The sequence below is a fragment of the Microcoleus sp. ARI1-B5 genome (assembly GCF_036705795.1).
Classification (GTDB): domain Bacteria; phylum Cyanobacteriota; class Cyanobacteriia; order Cyanobacteriales; family Microcoleaceae; genus Microcoleus.
This window is the reverse complement of the sequence record NZ_JAUBVK010000001.1, coordinates 122262-138821: the sequence shown is the minus strand read 5'-3', so window position 1 is coordinate 138821 and position 16560 is coordinate 122262. Positions and strand designations below refer to the sequence as shown.

Genomic DNA, 16560 nt, shown 5'->3' with positions numbered 1-16560 from the left:
GTGTTCTCTGCGTTCTCTGTGGTTAAATCATTCCGATCCAATCAGAATTGATTACCCCTTAACCACCGCCCACTGAGTAATCGGTGCTAGCGGTTTCCAACCGAGAAAAGAACCGATCGCACCAACACGCTGAATCCCAATTCTAATTAATTCTCCACCGTGCAAAGAATGCCATTGCAAAACCGTAAGTTCGCTCTCAATTGTCACCGCATTCACCACTAATCGCCCGCCATCACCTAAAGCATTCCAACAAGTTTCCAGCAAAGCCTCTGCGGTGACACCGCCGCCGATGAAAATAGCATCCGGTTGCGGCAAATTTGCCAAAGCTTCCGGTGCGTCTCCCGCCACGATTTTGAGTTCGGGAACACCCAAATTAGAGGCATTTTCAGCAATATATTCCAGTCTAGTTGGATGGCGCTCGATCGCGATCGCCCGACAACTGCGGTGACTCCGCATCCACTCGATCGCGATCGAGCCACAGCCCGCGCCCACATCCCAAAGCAACTCTCCCGGAATCGGCGCTAATGCCGACAGAGTAACGGCTCGAACCTCCCGTTTAGTCAACTGTCCGTCGTGGCGATATGCAGCATCCGGCAAGCCCGCAGTGCGGGAAAGCAGAAGAGTTTCGCGATCGGCTGCAACTGCAATGGCGATCGCATTCAAATCCGCCAAATCCGCAGCATTCCAAGCTGCTGCAACCCCCTCGATCCGCCGTTCCGCGTCCCCTCCCATCCGCTCGAACACGGTCATCAAACTGCTGCCAAACCCCCGCTGTGTCAACAATTCGGCGACCTTTTCCGGCGTGTGTCGATCGGCACTCAAGACTAGCAAGCGCGCCCCCGGCGACAAAGCAAGGGCGATCGATGCGATCGGGCGATTTGTCAAGCTAAAAGTCTCAACATCCGCCAGCGCCCAGCCCAAACGCGCGCAAGCCAGACTAAAAGCCGATGCTGCGGGAATCACAGTCATTTCCGAAATCGGAATCCGGCGCGACAGCGTGACACCAATCCCGTGACACATCGGATCGCCGCTTGCGAGCACGCAAACAGACTCTCCCCGGCGGCTGATGATGCTGTCAACTGTTGTTTGCAGCGGTGAAGCCCAAACCAATTTTTCGCGGGTGTCGTCGGTTGGTAGCATGGCGAGGTGGCGCGCGCCGCCGACAATGATTTTAGATCGATCGAGTAGCGATCGGGCGATCGGGCTCAATCCCAAAAGTCCGTCTTCGCCAATCCCCACCACCGAAAGCCATTTCTGCATTGCGCCCTGACTGCTAATTACTACTTATCGATTCTAAAGAATAATATGGGATTTTCATTGACAATCCTTTCTTCTACTTGCCTCATCCCGAGTCTGGCTGCTACTTTCTGCGACTCGATGTTTGGGCGATCGCAACTTGCGACAACATACTCAAAGCCAAGTTCATCAAAACAATATTCTATGATTTTAGTTGCAGCTTCAGTAGCGTAACCTTTTTTCGTTGCAGTTGGCAGCAATGCGTAAACTAACTGGGGTTGTTCTTCCTCAAAAAAATACCACAAACCCACAAATCCAATGACTTCTTGCTCGGTGTTTGTCTCGATCGACCAAAGACCGAATTTCTTTTCGGCAAAAAGCTTTTGATTCTCGGCAAGCATTTCTTCTACTTGTTGCAGCGACCAGATTTCGCCGTCACACAGATATCTCCTGACATAGGAATCAGTGAAAATTCTGTGGAGCGTGTTGAGGTCGATCTCCAAAATCTGTTTTAAAACCAATCTCTGAGTTTTAAGTATCATGTCGGTTATTTTTTTAGGATAACTTACCTACATTATTCGCTGTTTTTGTGCATCTATTATATTACCCTTGGCTGACCGTAATGTTATACTTAGCGATTCAACTTTACAATACCTTTTGCATAAAGTTTTGATATGTCAACCGCAGATTTAAGGCAGATGCAACCGACGATTAACGCAGATATTTTTAAGGAAACTGAGTGAATGAATGCTATTTGATCTGCTGTGAAATCACAAATTTATTCCGAGATACTTTAGCGCAGTATTCCCGCTGTGAAAAAATAATAGCATTTTATTTATCTCTGTGCCACTTTTCTCGCTGGCATACAAAGCTAGAGCGCGAGGCGCACTGGTTCATAAAGTTAGAGATAAAAAAAACCAATATTAAATATGAATAACAAACAGAAGGAATTTATCGGGATCGGGTGCGTAACTGCGATCGTCCTGTTATTCGGCTTCATAGGTATTACGGTATGGAATATTCTCGGCTTTGTAAGTACATTTGACAGTTCCCCTTGCCTTAAATACAATTCTTCCGAAGTAGAGCCTTTAATTGTGGGTCAAACGACTAAGCTAAAAATAGGGATGACCGATTTTTCAGAGTGTATTGCAGGAGATTCTACGCAGTCCGAGAAACAGTGGGTGTGGTCGTCTGACAATGCAGGAGTCGTCAAAGTTTCATCAGAGGGAATTGTGACGGGTATGGCGCCGGGAAAGTTTGCCGTGTTCGCAAAAAAAGGTGGAGAAACACTCTCTATGTCCGGTATTGTTTACCCGCCTGATTGGACACTTCGGATTCTACCAGAAGTTGCAACCGTCCGCGCGGGCGATCGCATTACTTTTAAAATGATTCTCTCCGATTCAAAGGGGAGATTGCTTCCGCCAGTGACTTATTTCCAATTTTCGACTCCCTACTATCAGCAATCGATATCTGGTGCACCCAGCAAATCTCCCAATCCGGAGCCGTTGCTCGCTCAAACGCAATCGGCGGGCACATTTCAAGCGCTGCGACCTGGAACTGTTACTATTACTGGGGGAATGGGCGATCGCACAAGGGAAGCCCAATTAACCATCAAATAAAATAACAAGTATCGTTGCATTGCTATGAATCTGGGCCAGCGAGTCATTTTAACTCAGTCCAGGATGCACTTTAACCTTCATAACCCGGTTTTTTAGCGAATCTGGGGTCTGCAACCTGTGTATATTTGTAAAAAACCCGGTTTCTGGCAATTCCTATGAATTTGGGTCGAGTTCGTTTAGAAACTATACAAAATCAGCGGGCATTTGTTAAGAAAGTTGAGAGTTTTCGCTGCGGGCGATCGACTTGTGATACATTTCTTAAACCTGAAAGCGGGAAAGTCCGGTGCAATTCCGGCGCTGTGCCGCAACTGTGAGAGTCAGAATGCCGATTTCGGGATTTGTTTGACACGTTTACTTGTAGGTTCCCTGCGTCGCACGGGGAAGGAGATTATTTGTTGCTTTTGACTGATTTACCGACTTGTCCGGGCTTATTTTACGGTTCCCGAGCCCGAGACGGAGTTTTGTCCAGGATGCGGATTCCGGGGGGAATTTTAAATGTACAGCAGTGTTGGTCGATCGCCAATTTAGTCGATCGCTACAGTACCGGCTGTTTGCAAGTCACAAATCGGGCAAATTTACAAATCCGAGAATTGCACTCAGAAATTGCCCCGTCAATTTGGCAGGATTTGCAAGAATTGGGATTAGCATCTCGCTGCGTTGAAATTGACCCAATTCGGAATATGATGGCAAGTCCGACAGCAGGAATCGATCGCCAACAGTTACTCAATACTCGCCCGATAGTTGCAGCTTGGGATAATTACCTGCAAACACATCCTGAGTTGTCGGAACTTTCGGCTAAGTTCAGCATTGGCTTTGACGGCGGCGAAGCGGTTTCGATCCAGGCTTTGCGCAACGATATTTTATTAGCAGCCCAAAGGCGATATGCAGATTCCGAAATAGTTTTTCGGCTGCATTTAAACGGCGAAACCGGGATTTTAATCCCACAAGCGCAATGTATTTCAGTATTAGCCGCCCTCGCTAATACCTATCTTGAATACACCAAAAATCGGCCGCGAATAGATGGCAAAAAACCGCGCTTGCGCCACCTGTTAGCAGATTGGGGTGCTGAAAGTTATCTAGAAAAAGTAGAGAAAAATTTGCCATTTGCTTTACAGCGCGAGTCGATCGAGCTTTCTGAAAGAGACATCTCCCAAAACTCTTGTGGGGTAGGCATGGGGCCTGCCCCTGAGAGGCTTTTCACCGCCAACCCAAGGGCGATCGAACCCAACGGCAATCTCGGCATCCACCGTCAGCGACAGTCCGATTTCTCATACATCGGCATTGCGCTGCCCCTAGGCAGGCTAGAATCGAAGCAACTGCGAAATTTGGCAAATTTAGCCCAAAATCTAGCCAGCGGCACCCTGAGACTTACGCCGTGGCAAAATCTGGTGATTTCCGACATCCCCAACTCCCAGGTTTCTGAGGTCAAACAGCAAATCGCCGATTTCGGATTGCACTCATCCGCAACTCGCATAGATTCCTGCTTAGTTGCGTGTGCCGGCAACAGCGGCTGTGCGTCGGCGGCGACAGATACTCAAAGTCACGCCCTAGAAATGGTGAGGGATTTAGCGCAAAAACTGACGCTCGACCGATCGATTAACATCCATTTCAGCGGTTGTGAAAAGTCCTGCGCCCAACACCAACCAATTGATATCACCCTAGTAGGAACTCAGATTCAGCAGGGATGCGAAACGATCGCAGCTTACAACATTTATGCAGGTAGAAAAGACTTGCCCTTTGGACGGCAAATCTTCCCAGCCGTCAGTGTAGCCGAGATGCCCCGCGCGATCGAGCGAATCCTGCGGGTGTATCAGCAGTTTCGAGAACCTCGGGAGTCATTAGGCGAATTTTGCGATCGGTGGGCGATCGACAAATTGCAGAAGTTACTTAGCCCAGACCATCATAATTAAAAGCAAAAAAATCCCATTAAAACAGACAAATTGTCATCATTTCCCCTTCTCTTTCTTCCTTCGCGCCCTTCGCGCCTTCGCGGTTCATAAAAAAAAGCTATTTCACCAATCAAAATTATCATAATAACAATTTCAAATAAAGTTAAGTACAGTCTCCCAATGACCAATGACCAATGACCAATGACCAATGACCAATGACCAATTACCAATGACCAATTACCAATTACCAATTATCTTAATGATTGACTACATCCGAGACGGAACAGAAATATACACAAAATCCTTCGCCACAATCCGCGCCGAAGCAGACTTATCAAACCTGCCACCAGACTTAGAAACAGTCGCAGTGCGACTAATTCACAGTTGCGGAATGATCGATATTGTTAAAGACTTAGCAGCTTCCCCCGGCGCCGCCACCCACGGGCGAAAAGCCCTCGCAGCAGGCGCGCCGATTCTGTGCGATGCCCGGATGGTAGCCGAAGGCATCACCCGCAAACGCCTCCCCGCAGACAATCCAGTGATTTGCACCCTCTGGCATCCCGATGTCCCGGAGTTGGCCGGCCAAATCGGCAATACTCGATCGGCAGCAGCACTCGATTTGTGGCTAGATAAGTTAGATGGTGCAGTTGTGGCGATCGGCAATGCCCCGACTGCTTTGTTCCGACTGCTGGAAATGCTGGATGCCGGAGCCCCCAAACCGGCGTTAATTCTGGGTTTCCCGGTAGGATTTGTGGGGGCGGCCGAATCCAAAGCCGAACTCGCTGCCAACAGTCGGGGAGTGCCATTTATCGTGCTGCAGGGGCGGCGGGGTGGCAGTGCAATGGCAACGGCGGCCGTGAATGCGTTAGCTAAAGAGGACGAACTATGACTAAGACTACTGGTAAATTGTACGGATTGGGCATCGGCCCTGGCGATCCGGAATTGATTACATTGAAAGCTTATCGGATTTTGCAATCGGTGCCTGCGATCGCGTATCCGGCGATGGAAAATGGTAAGGTACTGGCGCGGGCGATCGTGGCCGATTACCTGCGGCCGGAGCAAATTGAGATTCCGATGCCGCTGCCTTTTAGTCCGACGCGATCGTCTCAACCTTATTACGATATTGCTGCGGAGAAAATAGCAGCCCACCTCAGCGAGGGCAGGGATGTGGCGGTTTTGTGCGAGGGCGAACCTTTTCTCTACGGCACGTTTATGTATTTATTTAACCGTTTGTCGGGAAAGTTTACTACGGAAGTTGTGCCGGGAATTTCTTCGACGATGGCGAGTGCGAGTGCGCTGGGAGTGCCGCTGACTTACCGTAACGATGTGTTAAGTATTATGCCTGCGACGTTGGATGCTGAGGTTTTGCGCGATCGGCTGGCGGTTGTTGATGCTGCTGTGATTATTAAGCTGGGGAGGCACTTTGCGAAAGTCCGGGATGTGCTCATTGAGCTGGGACAGTTCGATCGCGCACTATATATAGAACGCGCAACTATGCCGAATCAGTGCATTCGGGCGATCGCAGAAGTCGATCCGACGGAGGTTCCTTATTGGGCGCTCGTCATGATACCGAGCCAGCAGAAGTCTGTATCTTGACCTTACTCAAAGACGGATACTTGCTTCAAAACATGAGTCGCGGAGCTCAAACAAAGTTTACAAATGAGAGAGATCCGCCACATTCATCTCTGGAGTCAATCTCAAATCTTCAATGCGAAAATCGACTGAATCTCGTGCCTGAAGGCGGCGCGCTTCCATGCTTCCCCTTTTATTGTCAATTCTTTGCCCTTTATCCGCAATTACAGATATCGATAACTCAAACTTATATCTCTCATCAGTTAATCTGTTGTTACAGGTCTTTACAAAGCTTAGAATATGCTTTATATTTATTTACATGGCGGAACACAAAGCCGTCACGAACATTGAAAACCAAATAAAGCAATCATAAAACCATGACAGCAACTTTACAGCAGCGCGAAAGCGCTAACCTGTGGGAGCAGTTTTGCAACTGGGTAACATCAACCGACAACCGCCTCTATGTAGGCTGGTTCGGCGTCTTGATGATTCCTACCTTGCTGACTGCAACAATCTGTTACGTAATCGCCTTCATCGCGGCCCCTCCAGTGGACATCGACGGCATCCGCGAACCAGTAGCTGGTTCCTTGATGCTGGGTAACAACATCATCTCCGGTGCTGTTGTTCCTTCCTCAAACGCGATAGGTCTTCACTTCTACCCAATCTGGGAAGCTGCTTCCCTCGATGAGTGGTTGTACAACGGCGGCCCTTACCAATTGGTAATTTTCCACTTCCTCATCGGCATTTTCTGCTACATGGGTCGTGAATGGGAACTGTCCTACCGCTTAGGTATGCGTCCTTGGATCTGCGTCGCTTACTCTGCACCAGTTGCAGCAGCTACCGCAGTATTCTTGATCTACCCGATCGGACAAGGCAGCTTTTCTGACGGTATGCCCTTGGGTATCTCCGGCACATTCAACTTCATGATCGTGTTCCAAGCCGAGCACAACATCCTGATGCACCCCTTCCACATGTTGGGAGTTGCTGGTGTCTTCGGTGGTTCTTTGTTCTCCGCCATGCACGGTTCTTTAGTTACCTCTTCTTTGGTTCGCGAAACAACTGAAACCGAGTCTTTGAACTACGGTTACAAATTCGGTCAAGAAGAAGAAACCTACAACATCGTTGCAGCCCACGGCTACTTCGGTCGTTTGATTTTCCAATACGCTTCTTTCAACAACAGCCGTTCCTTGCACTTCTTGTTAGGTGCATGGCCAGTAGTAGGCATCTGGTTTACCGCTTTGGGTATCTCCACGATGGCATTCAACTTGAACGGTTTCAACTTCAACCAATCGATTATCGACTCTCAAGGTCGCGTCATCAACACCTGGGCTGATGTTATCAACCGCGCTAACTTGGGTATGGAAGTAATGCACGAGCGCAACGCTCACAACTTCCCGCTTGACTTGGCTGCTGCCCAAACCACTCCTGTGGCATTGGTTGCTCCTTCTATCAATGGCTAAGTTTTAGCTTTTGATTAACAAATAGCGCTCCTAGAAATAGGGGCGCTTTTTGTTTTGTGGCTTTTCGTTTTTTGTCAATCCGTAACTGTCCGGAAATTACTTTCTACATCTGTACAGATAAGTAGTGAGTTATTGTCTAACTCGCCGCATATTTCTCCCAGAGTAGTAATATGACTCAAACCAAGACTGCCTCTAGACTAGACCGTGCTGTCGAGCGGTATGAGAAAGCGATCGCTGCCATAGAAATGGCAGCCAAAAACTTGTCGAAAGACTTGTCGGTGGAACTCGTTCTCGATGTCCTGACGGCGCGCAACGCCGTCCAAGCTGCTTTGGAATACAAGTCTCAGCCAAACCCAGGACGACTGATTAGAGCCGTTAAAGAATTAGATGCGCGTTTAAAGCAACAGACGAATTATATTAACCAATTCACTAAATTGGCCGAATGGCAAGCAATTTTGAACCCGCCCGAGAAAGAATGGTGGTGGTTGCTTGACCCAATTACGCCGAAACCGTGGCGCGATCGCTTTGACTGGTTATGGCGGTTTTTCTCTCTGATCCTGCTCACCGCTTCCCTCGCTTTTTTCGCCGATATTTCCACGCGAGTTTTAAGTGGTGGTCCCGATATAGCGGGAGTATTTGGAGTTATCATCTCCACTGTGTTAACACTACTCGCAGGTCAAGGTGCGTTGACACAAAATGGACGCGAAGGCATTGAATATGTCCTCACCAGCCTCAAATGGGACAAGAGTTTGTGGGATGAATTGATTTGCCTTGCCGCTGGGTTACTCTTAGGCATTTTAATCTTATGTTGGTTTTCTATGCCCAGGATTGCAGATAACTATATCAACCTGGGAAAGCAGGCTTATGACGCAGGTCAATTGACCTTAGCCGAGAATAACTACAACCGCGCCATTAAACTCAATCCTGAAAATACGGAAGTTTATGAGAAATTAGGCGACCTTTATCAAGAATTGCCAGATTACAATAAAGCGATTGAAAATTATAAAATTGCTTGGAATGGCAATCATTTAAAAGCCGCAGATGAACTTGCTAGCTTGTACTTAAAGCAGCAAAATTACAATCAAGCGGATGAGTGGCTAGAATTAGCTTTGGAACCTCAAAGAATTTTATTGACTAAGGATAAGCCCTACGAAATCAGCCCGAAAGAGTTTAAGATTCTCACCAGATCCGGCGTCCTAAATCAACAAGAATCTGGCCGAGTTAAAAATCTAAGATCTTTGGATGCTCGGAAATTTGCAGTCATTAAAGATCGGGCGACCTTAAACGATAAACAATTCGAGGTGTTGATAGGCTTAGCTGATTTTTATTTGAAAAAAAAGCAATACTCTGATAGCGACCGCAGGCTGTTTTTGGGCTTTGCATTGGCAAAAAATGACAAAAACAAACAAGGCACAATACGAGCTTACCAAGGTTGGATACAGTTAGAACAAAAACGCTATTCAGATGCAGAGACTCAACTGCGAGATGCGATTTTCCTCAATAACAAACTAGCATCGGCTCATTGTCTCTTGGCTCAGGTATCCGAGAAACAAAACAAGCAAGACGATGCCAAAAAGTCGTGGGAACAGTGCCTGCAATATGCCAGTCAATATAACCAGAATGAGAATAAGTGGATTAGCTTAGCAATTCAAGGCTTGAATAGCAAAGGAAAGGCACAATGAAACTCGCAGTATCGATGCCAATTACAGTCACTTTGATGATAGCCGCTATTCAGAGTGGCGTGGTTTCCGCACCGACAAGAGTTCAGGCTCAACAGCAGGTTCAACCCGCACCCCTAGCGCAACTGATCGAAACGATCGGAAGAGTGGAAATGAAGCGCGAGAAGGGGTCAGATTACCAGGCCGCGAAAGTTGGGGAAAATCTTTACCTGGGGGATCTGGTGCGAGTAGCGAGGGGAGGGAGGGGTGTGGTGCGCTGTACGACTAACTCTAGGACTTGGACGATTCCCGATGATAATTTACCAAGGGGTGTAGCGAATGTTTGTTCGCCACCTTTGTGAATCTACGAAGATGATAAAGGATCTTCCCTCATTACCATTGTTACAACAAGAGCGAATTTATTTATCGGGGTTCTACTTTTTAATTTTTAATTTTTAATTGTTTTGACTATTCTCAAGACAGTAAAAGGTTAAGGCAGTGTTGCTGTAAACTTTCGCCCCCTACTAACGGGACTTAGACATTTTATAGCCCCTAAAGGGGCTGAAAACCTCTCGCTCACAAAGAAAACAGGTTGATGACCTAAAAACGCCTGAAACCTTTGTGAATACTAGATTTATGCCTGTTCGAGCTAAAAGTCTTTCTAGCTCTGGGTTTGAAGCCATTTTTGCTTCGGTTTTTGTCTAAGTCCCGTTAACTTAAAAGCACGCCCGATGCCTTGCCGATCGCAATATAGATCGCCCTTTCATGAAAAATCAAGCTTTTGAAATAACTCGGCAACCGCCAGAGTAAAGCCAGGGACGATATCTTCGCCATCTAGGGAGTCCGCAGACTTCAGCAGGCGATCGGGCTCCTGGGCCGATCGATACACCAAAACATACTTTTCTTTAGGATGAATCACCCAAACCAAACGCGAGCCATTATCGAAATATTCTACAAGTTTGTTGTGAATTTCTTCCACTGTATTGCTAGGAGATAAAATTTCCACAGCCAGATCCGGCGCACCTTCTAGGAAGCCATCGGGGAGGTCATCTAGCCCTTGCAGGCGTTCTTTTGCCATGAAGGAAACATCGGGCGATCGCTTGTTTCCTGATTTCATCTTAAAAGCAGTGCTGGAATCGAACATCGCGCCTAGCTTTTGCGTTGATACGCAGTTAAATAAGGCAGCACTCAAAATAACGGCAACATAACCGTGTTTTGCACCCGAGTTTCCCATATCAATTAGTTCTCCATTTACAATTTCGTAGCGGTGTCCATCTCGGTTGAGTGCCATAAATTCGGCATCCGTCCAGATTTTTTGATCCGGTGGGCTTTCAACTTGATTTTCAGTTGGGTTTTCCGTGGGGTTTTGAACTAGAGTAACCATAGTTTTCTCCTAAACTTATATTTCTAGTTAAACAAAGTGTCGAAAAACGGCGAAATTTCACCAATGATTTTTATTCCCTCCGCTGCACCGCAGTATTTGACTGCTGACGCTCTGCAATCTCGATTAACATCCTCAATGCCTCATTCACGGCTGCATCATTGGGAAAAGCTTGGGCAATATCGGGGTCTAAAAGCACTAAGTTTGTCCCTGCACGATATCGCTCAACATACTTACCTTTAACACCTCCTTTCATCTGAGTAAAGTCATACTCAGCAAGTAATTCGTCTTCCATTTCGTTCTCTTTATCCTTCTTCATAAAACTTCTGCGGCTAACCTCTGACAGATGAGAAAGATCGATCGCCCTTAAAGACTAATCCGGCGGTAGACTTCAGCCATCGGAAGCTCTATATTCAAGCTGTGCAGGACGATCGCCCGATCGATCCCATCGTACACTTGCCACTGCCAGCGATCGCTACTTTGGCGATCGATGTTGTGATATTGCTCAATATATGGTTCAGTTTGACTGACCAGCAAATATTCACAGAAACTAGCAATAGAGCGATATTTTCGGAACTTTTCACCGCGATCGTAGGCTTCTGTAGACGGGGAAAGAACCTCGACAATCAGTAAAGGATTCAGAATTTCATCCGTGCGAGATCCATTGAATTCCGGTTCGCCATCAATTACCATAACATCGGGATAAGTGCCGTGATTGAAGCTAGGAATCCAAATTCGTAAGTCGCCGTTATAGGTTTGAAAATTGGTGTCTCTCAGAGCCACGTTGAGAAAAGTCGTAGTGTCTACGCTAATACGGCTGTGAGCGGGGGAACCTCCGGGCATAGTAATTATCTCTCCGTTACAATATTCGTGACGTTCTTCGGCGGTTTCCTCGATCGCCCGGTATTCATCTGGAGTGTAGCGAGTCTTTGTCGCATCTGGAGAAAGGTTTGGCGGGTTGGTTGAAGCAATGACCACGATCGCACCTCCTAAATAATTAGACCTTAAATAATTATGACTTACAGCAGCTAGATAATTGTCCTAACCCAGAGGCGTTTTTCTGGATTCCCTTCAAATTATATCAAGAACTCTCCATGCCTTTGTCCGCTGCTGCTTCACAACCGCTAAATTCTAGCTTTCCTTTTACCTTTAACACTCAACAGCTTGGTAGTCGATGTGTAATAATGCAAAGCAAACAACATATTAATTCCAAAAAATACCAGAGTTAAAACAAAGGTAAAAAAAGACGTAAACGACAGCCCGGAAATCATCGTAAACATCGCCAAAATGATTGAGCAAAACCCAAAACCGGAAGCAAAAGAACTTAAAAGCAGCAACCGCACCTTAGACATAGTTTAATTTAAAAATTTTCAGTAAAATGCACTCTTGGCAGCTACCGACGAGTGCCAAATGATACTTATTACTATATAGCTAAATTGCTCAGTTGGGCCAATGCCAAAACGGCTGCTTTCCTAAAAAGGTTTGAATTCTACTGAAAAATACAGCCCGCGCTCTTGCCAAGTTCGATCGCCCGACTTAATGCCAATCAAAGGAATACCCCAGCCTCCGCTCGCATTCCACCTGTCGCCGTACTGCCACCGCAAGCCCAATCCCGCTGACAGCAAAGTATTCGCTTCTATGGCCACCCTGCCCCCGCTATTCCAAACATTACCAACATCCACAAACGGCGTCACCTGCAAAACACCTTTTTTGTCCCCGGTGCGCAAAATCGGATACCGCAACTCGGCAGAAGCAAAAATCCCGCTATCGGCAAGCATTGCATCCTGACGGTAGCCCCGCACTGTATCCGGGCCGCCCAAGCCGAATTGCTCGATCGCCAAAAGCTCACCCCCAGCCAACTGCGCCTGGGATCGCACAACCAGCAGCGTCTGGGGAGCCAACAACCGCACGTACTGCAATTGACCCCGCCACGTCCAAAATTGACCGTCAGGCTCGCTGCTGCTCACCGTAGCGCCCAATGCTCCCACTCCCAAACTGAACTGCGATCGCGCCGCCAAGACATCTCTCTCTCCCCTCTGGGTAAAATCTTGAAACAGCCTCAGCGCCGAAACCCGAGTTCTCCCCCGAGCATCCGCCCCGGGCGACAGCGGAAAATCCTCACCCAGCAAAGATGTATCGCTTTCTCGCCGGCCCGCACCGATACCGATCGCGATTTCTGTTCTTGGAGTTTGCACGATCGGCTGGCGGTAAGTCAACTCGTAAGTGCGGCTCGACGCCTCAATCTCCAGCGCGTCAAAGGGCTGCTCAACAATATTGCTTTTGCTCCTGCTTACCTGAAAACTCACAGTACCGTTGCGCGAATTCACCGGCCGCGCGTAACTAAAATCTACAGCGTTGCTGCCCTGAGTATTTGTATAAATCAAAGTCGCACTATCTCCCAAACCCGACAAATTAGCCTCGCGCACTTCCGCCCCGCGCCCCCAACTCCCCACACTCGGAGAGCGAGAATTGTCAGTAAAAATTCCAGCTTGGAAAGTTTTTGCCTCGATGACTCGGACTAACAGCAAATTTAAACCCGGACGAGAACCCGCTTGCAATTCTGCTGAGATATTTGCGACTTGGCCGCTCAGTTGCAGCAGTTGCAGAGCTTCCAGCAAGCGCTGTTCGTTCAGCGGGCCTCGCGTGGAAGCGGCTAATCGGCTTGTGACGTAGTTAGGACGCAGCCGCCTAGTCCCGACTACCTTTATACTTTCGAGCTTGCCTTCTAGCACTAATATTTGCACAACTCCACCCGCCAGCGTTTGCGGTGGAATCAGCGCTCCCGAAGTGATATAACCTTTGCTGATGTAGAGTTGGCTCACGGCCCAACGAGCTTGCAGCAGTTCGGCGAAAGTCAGCGGGCGGGCGACAAAGTTTTTCAGTACAGTGTCTAATTCTTCCTTGCTAAAGACGGTGCTGCCAACTACTTCAAATCGATCGACCCTTATCGTACCCGGAATGTTGGGCAATTCTTCAGCCTGTGGCGGCGCAGCAGGCTGCAAAAGCTGTTCTACCGGAGGCAGGGGAGCTCTGGGCGCGGGTTCTGGCAGGGGAGGCAAAGTTCGCGGCTGCGGGTTGGGAATGGGAATTTCTTGTCTGTTGTCTCCTCGGTTCGGCAATTGGGCGAGAGTTTCTGGGGTCTCACTTTGGGCAAGGGGCGCAAATTCCGGGATGTCGTTTTCTGGCTCTTTACTGTCTCTATCTAATTCTGAATCCGAGTATAAATCGCGAGGCAGCCGATCGCGATCGGGAGCGGTTTCTGGATTAAGTTTTAATTGAGACTGTAAATCATTATTAAAAATTTGCGCTCGCCCCCCTTCCTTAGCAGCAACCATCGACTCGCCAACACTTTGAGCTGCTAGCGGTGCGGGGCAAATAGCTGCAATTGAATAACAAAGCGCTAGTACCCTGAAAAACTTGATTTTACAAAACCCTCTGGAATGTGACAGGGGCATGACAGGTTATTAATATTTGATAGTTATTTACACTTACGAGCCGACGCAGCCGGCGCAATTGCAAAGAATAAAATTACTTTATCACTTTTTTTAAATAAATTATTTTTTAGGTAAACCTAAAGATACTTGACAAAACTTTAATTTGGTGTATTAGTAAAATGATCCTGAAAAAAGCTCCGACCTTCCCAAGCTAATGCTGTAGGTGGGCGGAGCATTTTATCAAAGCTGCCATCTGAGAAATAGGTAAATTTTGATAGAGCTTATTACATTTTATTGAGCTGCGATCGCAATTCTTCCAACTCAGCGTCAATCACCGGACTCGACTCGGAGCTACTAGGAGCAGCAGCAGTTTTACCCGCGGCCGGCAATTGACCTTGAGACACAGAACCTCCGCTCAGTTGAGCTTTCATCTGAGCCAACTCGTCGTCAACATCGCCGCCGCTTTCGAGCAAGCGGAACTGTTCCTCTAAATTGCTGCCACCTGCCGCGAGTTCTGCGGAAGCTCCCGCCCGAGCTTCTATCTGCAAAACTTTTTCTTCCATGCGATCGAAAGCTGCCATTGAACTGCCAGTATTCAGGGAGCCAATGGTATTGTTGAGCTGTTCCTGAGCCTTAGCAGCGGATATCCTCGCCTTGAGCATATCCTTCTTCGTCTTAGCTTCCGAAATCTTGCTCTCTAAACCGATCAAGTTGCGCTTGAGACTTTCTACCTGAGCCGATTGCTGTTCTAGACTGGATTTCAGGGTAGCCGCCGTTTCAGCATGAGACTTTTTGCGCACCAGCGCTTCGCGGGCCAAAGTCTCGTCTCCTTTTTGCAGGGCGAGTCCAGCGCGCTGCTGCCACTGGTTAGATTGAGATTCTGCTTGATTGTACTGAGTCTGGGTGCGCTTTTGAGTGGCGATCGCGCTGGCAACGGCTTGACGCAACTGCACCAAGTCTTCCTGCATATCCGTGACGGACTGTTCTAAAATCTTTTCCGGGTCTTCAGCTTTGTTGACCATATCGTTAAGATTGGCTCTGACGACTCGGCTAATGCGGTCAAATAATCCCATAATGCTATTTTTCCTGGGTGAGGTGTACGAGGTAAGCGGCAAGCAGGCTTGATAGCGCTAGCCCGCTTTGAGTGAAACTCAGTTGGTCAGATTTTTAGCGCGATCGAGCATGAGGCAATTTTGCAAACATATAAATACAGTTTAAAGCGATCGAGTCCGTGGTGCAGCCAAGCTCATTGATGCACCTATCTATTGAGTTTAACTTCGATCCGGGAATTCCCCAACACGGTTGTGTGCCATCGGGAGCGGCGCCCTTGAGAAGTTCTCAGCAGAGTGCAAACTATTGTGCCGATGGCGGGGGTTCAGGATGCAGGAGGCTCGCCCGACGCCAATTTGGGTGTATTCTTGCCCCCAAGCATTTGTGTTTTCATCGCCGCCAACTCGGCATCGACATCGCCTGCTGCTTCGAGAGAGAGAAACTTCTTTTCTAAATCGTTAGTTCCGAGTTCTGCAATTGCTTCGGAGCGAGCTTCTAGCTGCATGACTTTCTCTTCCATTTTTTCAAACGCGCTCAAAGCACTGCCGGTATTGAGATTGCCCATCATTTCTTGCAGCCTTTCCGAGGCTTTTGCCGATCGAGCTCGGGCAATGTACATATCTTTTTTTGATTTTGCCTCAGAAATTTTACTTTCGAGCGATCGCATATTTTCTTTAAGTTGAGTCACCACAGCGTTCTGCTGTCCGAGACTGGCTTTCATCGCCGTTGCCGTTTCTTGATAGGATTTCTTGCGCGTCAGAGCTTCCCGCGCCAAATTTTCCTCGCCTTTTTGCAAAGCTAGCTGCGCCCGCTGGTACCATTCTGCGGCTGTGGACTCAGCTTGGGAATACTGGCGTTCGGTGCGTTTTTGAGCGGCAATCGCCCCCGCTACAGCTTGTCTGAGCTGTATTAAATCTTCTTGCATATCCATTACGGCTTGTTCCAGAATTTTTTCTGGATCTTCGGCCGCCCCGACCAAACTGTTAATATTGGCTCGAATCACTCGCCACAGGCGATCGAATAATCCCATGAGACCTATCTCCCGATTTTATTAAATTTTAGATTTAGGACTGGAAATTGATACCATTTTCGATTTTCGATTTACCCGCCCAAAAACGGGTACAAGTTTCCCACGCTCGCTTGGCTGGTCGATTCCCCAATTTTAGACTTCTGTTCTGGCTCCGGTGATTCACGGCGCTGCAAGTAAATCTCAAATCGAAAAATCGAAAAATGGAAAATCGATTGACTGGTCGGTTCAAGG

At 47.9% G+C, this 16560-nt stretch carries 15 protein-coding genes and 1 riboswitch; of the genes, 7 read left to right on the top strand and 8 right to left on the bottom strand.

From position 1 onward, the window contains the following. Positions 1–51 precede the first annotated feature (51 nt). Positions 52–1260 carry a precorrin-6y C5,15-methyltransferase (decarboxylating) subunit CbiE gene (gene cbiE, locus QUB63_RS00600; protein ID WP_332942818.1) on the bottom strand — a complete coding sequence of 403 codons (1209 nt, stop codon included), beginning with the start codon at positions 1258–1260 and terminating at the stop codon, positions 52–54. Positions 1261–1280: 20 nt separating this feature from the next. Beyond that, entirely contained in the window at positions 1281–1778 is a 498-nt protein-coding gene (locus tag QUB63_RS00595; RefSeq protein WP_332942816.1) for a GNAT family N-acetyltransferase, read from the bottom strand. A gap of 387 nt (positions 1779–2165) precedes the next feature. Here QUB63_RS00595 and QUB63_RS00590 point away from each other — a divergent pair, with 387 nt between their 5' ends. From QUB63_RS00590 to QUB63_RS00560, 7 genes are all read left to right on the top strand, one after another. Next, on the top strand, positions 2166–2855 hold the full coding sequence (locus QUB63_RS00590; protein WP_332942815.1) for an Ig-like domain-containing protein: 690 nt from the start codon (positions 2166–2168) through the stop codon (positions 2853–2855). 256 nt (positions 2856–3111) lie between these two features. After that, positions 3112–3191, top strand: a riboswitch (adenosylcobalamin-variant (AdoCbl-variant) riboswitch). Between the two features lie 65 nt (positions 3192–3256). Continuing rightward, positions 3257–4765 (top strand): precorrin-3B synthase, encoded by a 1509-nt coding sequence (cobG, locus tag QUB63_RS00585; RefSeq protein WP_332942814.1) that lies wholly within the window; start codon positions 3257–3259, stop codon positions 4763–4765. Between the two features lie 238 nt (positions 4766–5003). Then, positions 5004–5633 carry a precorrin-8X methylmutase gene (locus tag QUB63_RS00580; protein ID WP_332943254.1) on the top strand — a complete coding sequence of 210 codons (630 nt, stop codon included), beginning with the start codon at positions 5004–5006 and terminating at the stop codon, positions 5631–5633. After that, positions 5630–6340, top strand: a complete 711-nt coding sequence (cobI, locus tag QUB63_RS00575; protein ID WP_332942813.1) for a precorrin-2 C(20)-methyltransferase — start codon at positions 5630–5632, stop codon at positions 6338–6340. The genes QUB63_RS00580 and cobI overlap by 4 nt, the downstream gene beginning before the upstream one ends. A 353-nt stretch (positions 6341–6693) precedes the next feature. Further along, positions 6694–7776, top strand: coding sequence for a photosystem II q(b) protein (gene psbA / locus QUB63_RS00570; protein WP_332942812.1), 1083 nt, complete (start codon positions 6694–6696; stop codon positions 7774–7776). 170 nt (positions 7777–7946) lie between these two features. Then, on the top strand, positions 7947–9458 hold the full coding sequence (locus tag QUB63_RS00565) for a tetratricopeptide repeat protein (protein ID WP_332942811.1): 1512 nt from the start codon (positions 7947–7949) through the stop codon (positions 9456–9458). Further along, a complete protein-coding gene (locus QUB63_RS00560) occupies positions 9455–9796 on the top strand; it encodes a hypothetical protein (protein ID WP_332942810.1) in 342 nt (113 codons plus the stop codon). Before QUB63_RS00565 ends, QUB63_RS00560 begins: the two co-directional genes overlap by 4 nt. Before the next feature lie 401 nt (positions 9797–10197). On the opposite strand, the gene QUB63_RS00555 is transcribed toward QUB63_RS00560, so the two are convergent. The 6 genes from QUB63_RS00555 to QUB63_RS00530 all read right to left on the bottom strand — a co-directional run bounded on the left by QUB63_RS00555 (position 10198) and on the right by QUB63_RS00530 (position 16329). Continuing rightward, positions 10198–10818 (bottom strand): Uma2 family endonuclease, encoded by a 621-nt coding sequence (locus QUB63_RS00555; protein WP_332942809.1) that lies wholly within the window; start codon positions 10816–10818, stop codon positions 10198–10200. Positions 10819–10888: 70 nt separating this feature from the next. Beyond that, a complete protein-coding gene (locus QUB63_RS00550) occupies positions 10889–11134 on the bottom strand; it encodes a hypothetical protein (RefSeq protein ID WP_332942808.1) in 246 nt (81 codons plus the stop codon). Between the two features lie 47 nt (positions 11135–11181). After that, positions 11182–11793, bottom strand: a complete 612-nt coding sequence (locus QUB63_RS00545; protein WP_332942807.1) for a Uma2 family endonuclease — start codon at positions 11791–11793, stop codon at positions 11182–11184. A gap of 494 nt (positions 11794–12287) precedes the next feature. Next, the gene (locus tag QUB63_RS00540; protein ID WP_332942806.1) at positions 12288–14150 is read right to left on the bottom strand and encodes a ShlB/FhaC/HecB family hemolysin secretion/activation protein; all 1863 of its coding nucleotides are present in this window, start codon (positions 14148–14150) and stop codon (positions 12288–12290) included. A 383-nt stretch (positions 14151–14533) separates the two neighbouring features. Beyond that, a complete protein-coding gene (locus QUB63_RS00535) occupies positions 14534–15322 on the bottom strand; it encodes a PspA/IM30 family protein (protein WP_332942805.1) in 789 nt (262 codons plus the stop codon). 302 nt (positions 15323–15624) lie between these two features. Continuing rightward, positions 15625–16329 (bottom strand): PspA/IM30 family protein, encoded by a 705-nt coding sequence (locus QUB63_RS00530; protein ID WP_332942804.1) that lies wholly within the window; start codon positions 16327–16329, stop codon positions 15625–15627. Positions 16330–16560 lie beyond the last annotated feature (231 nt).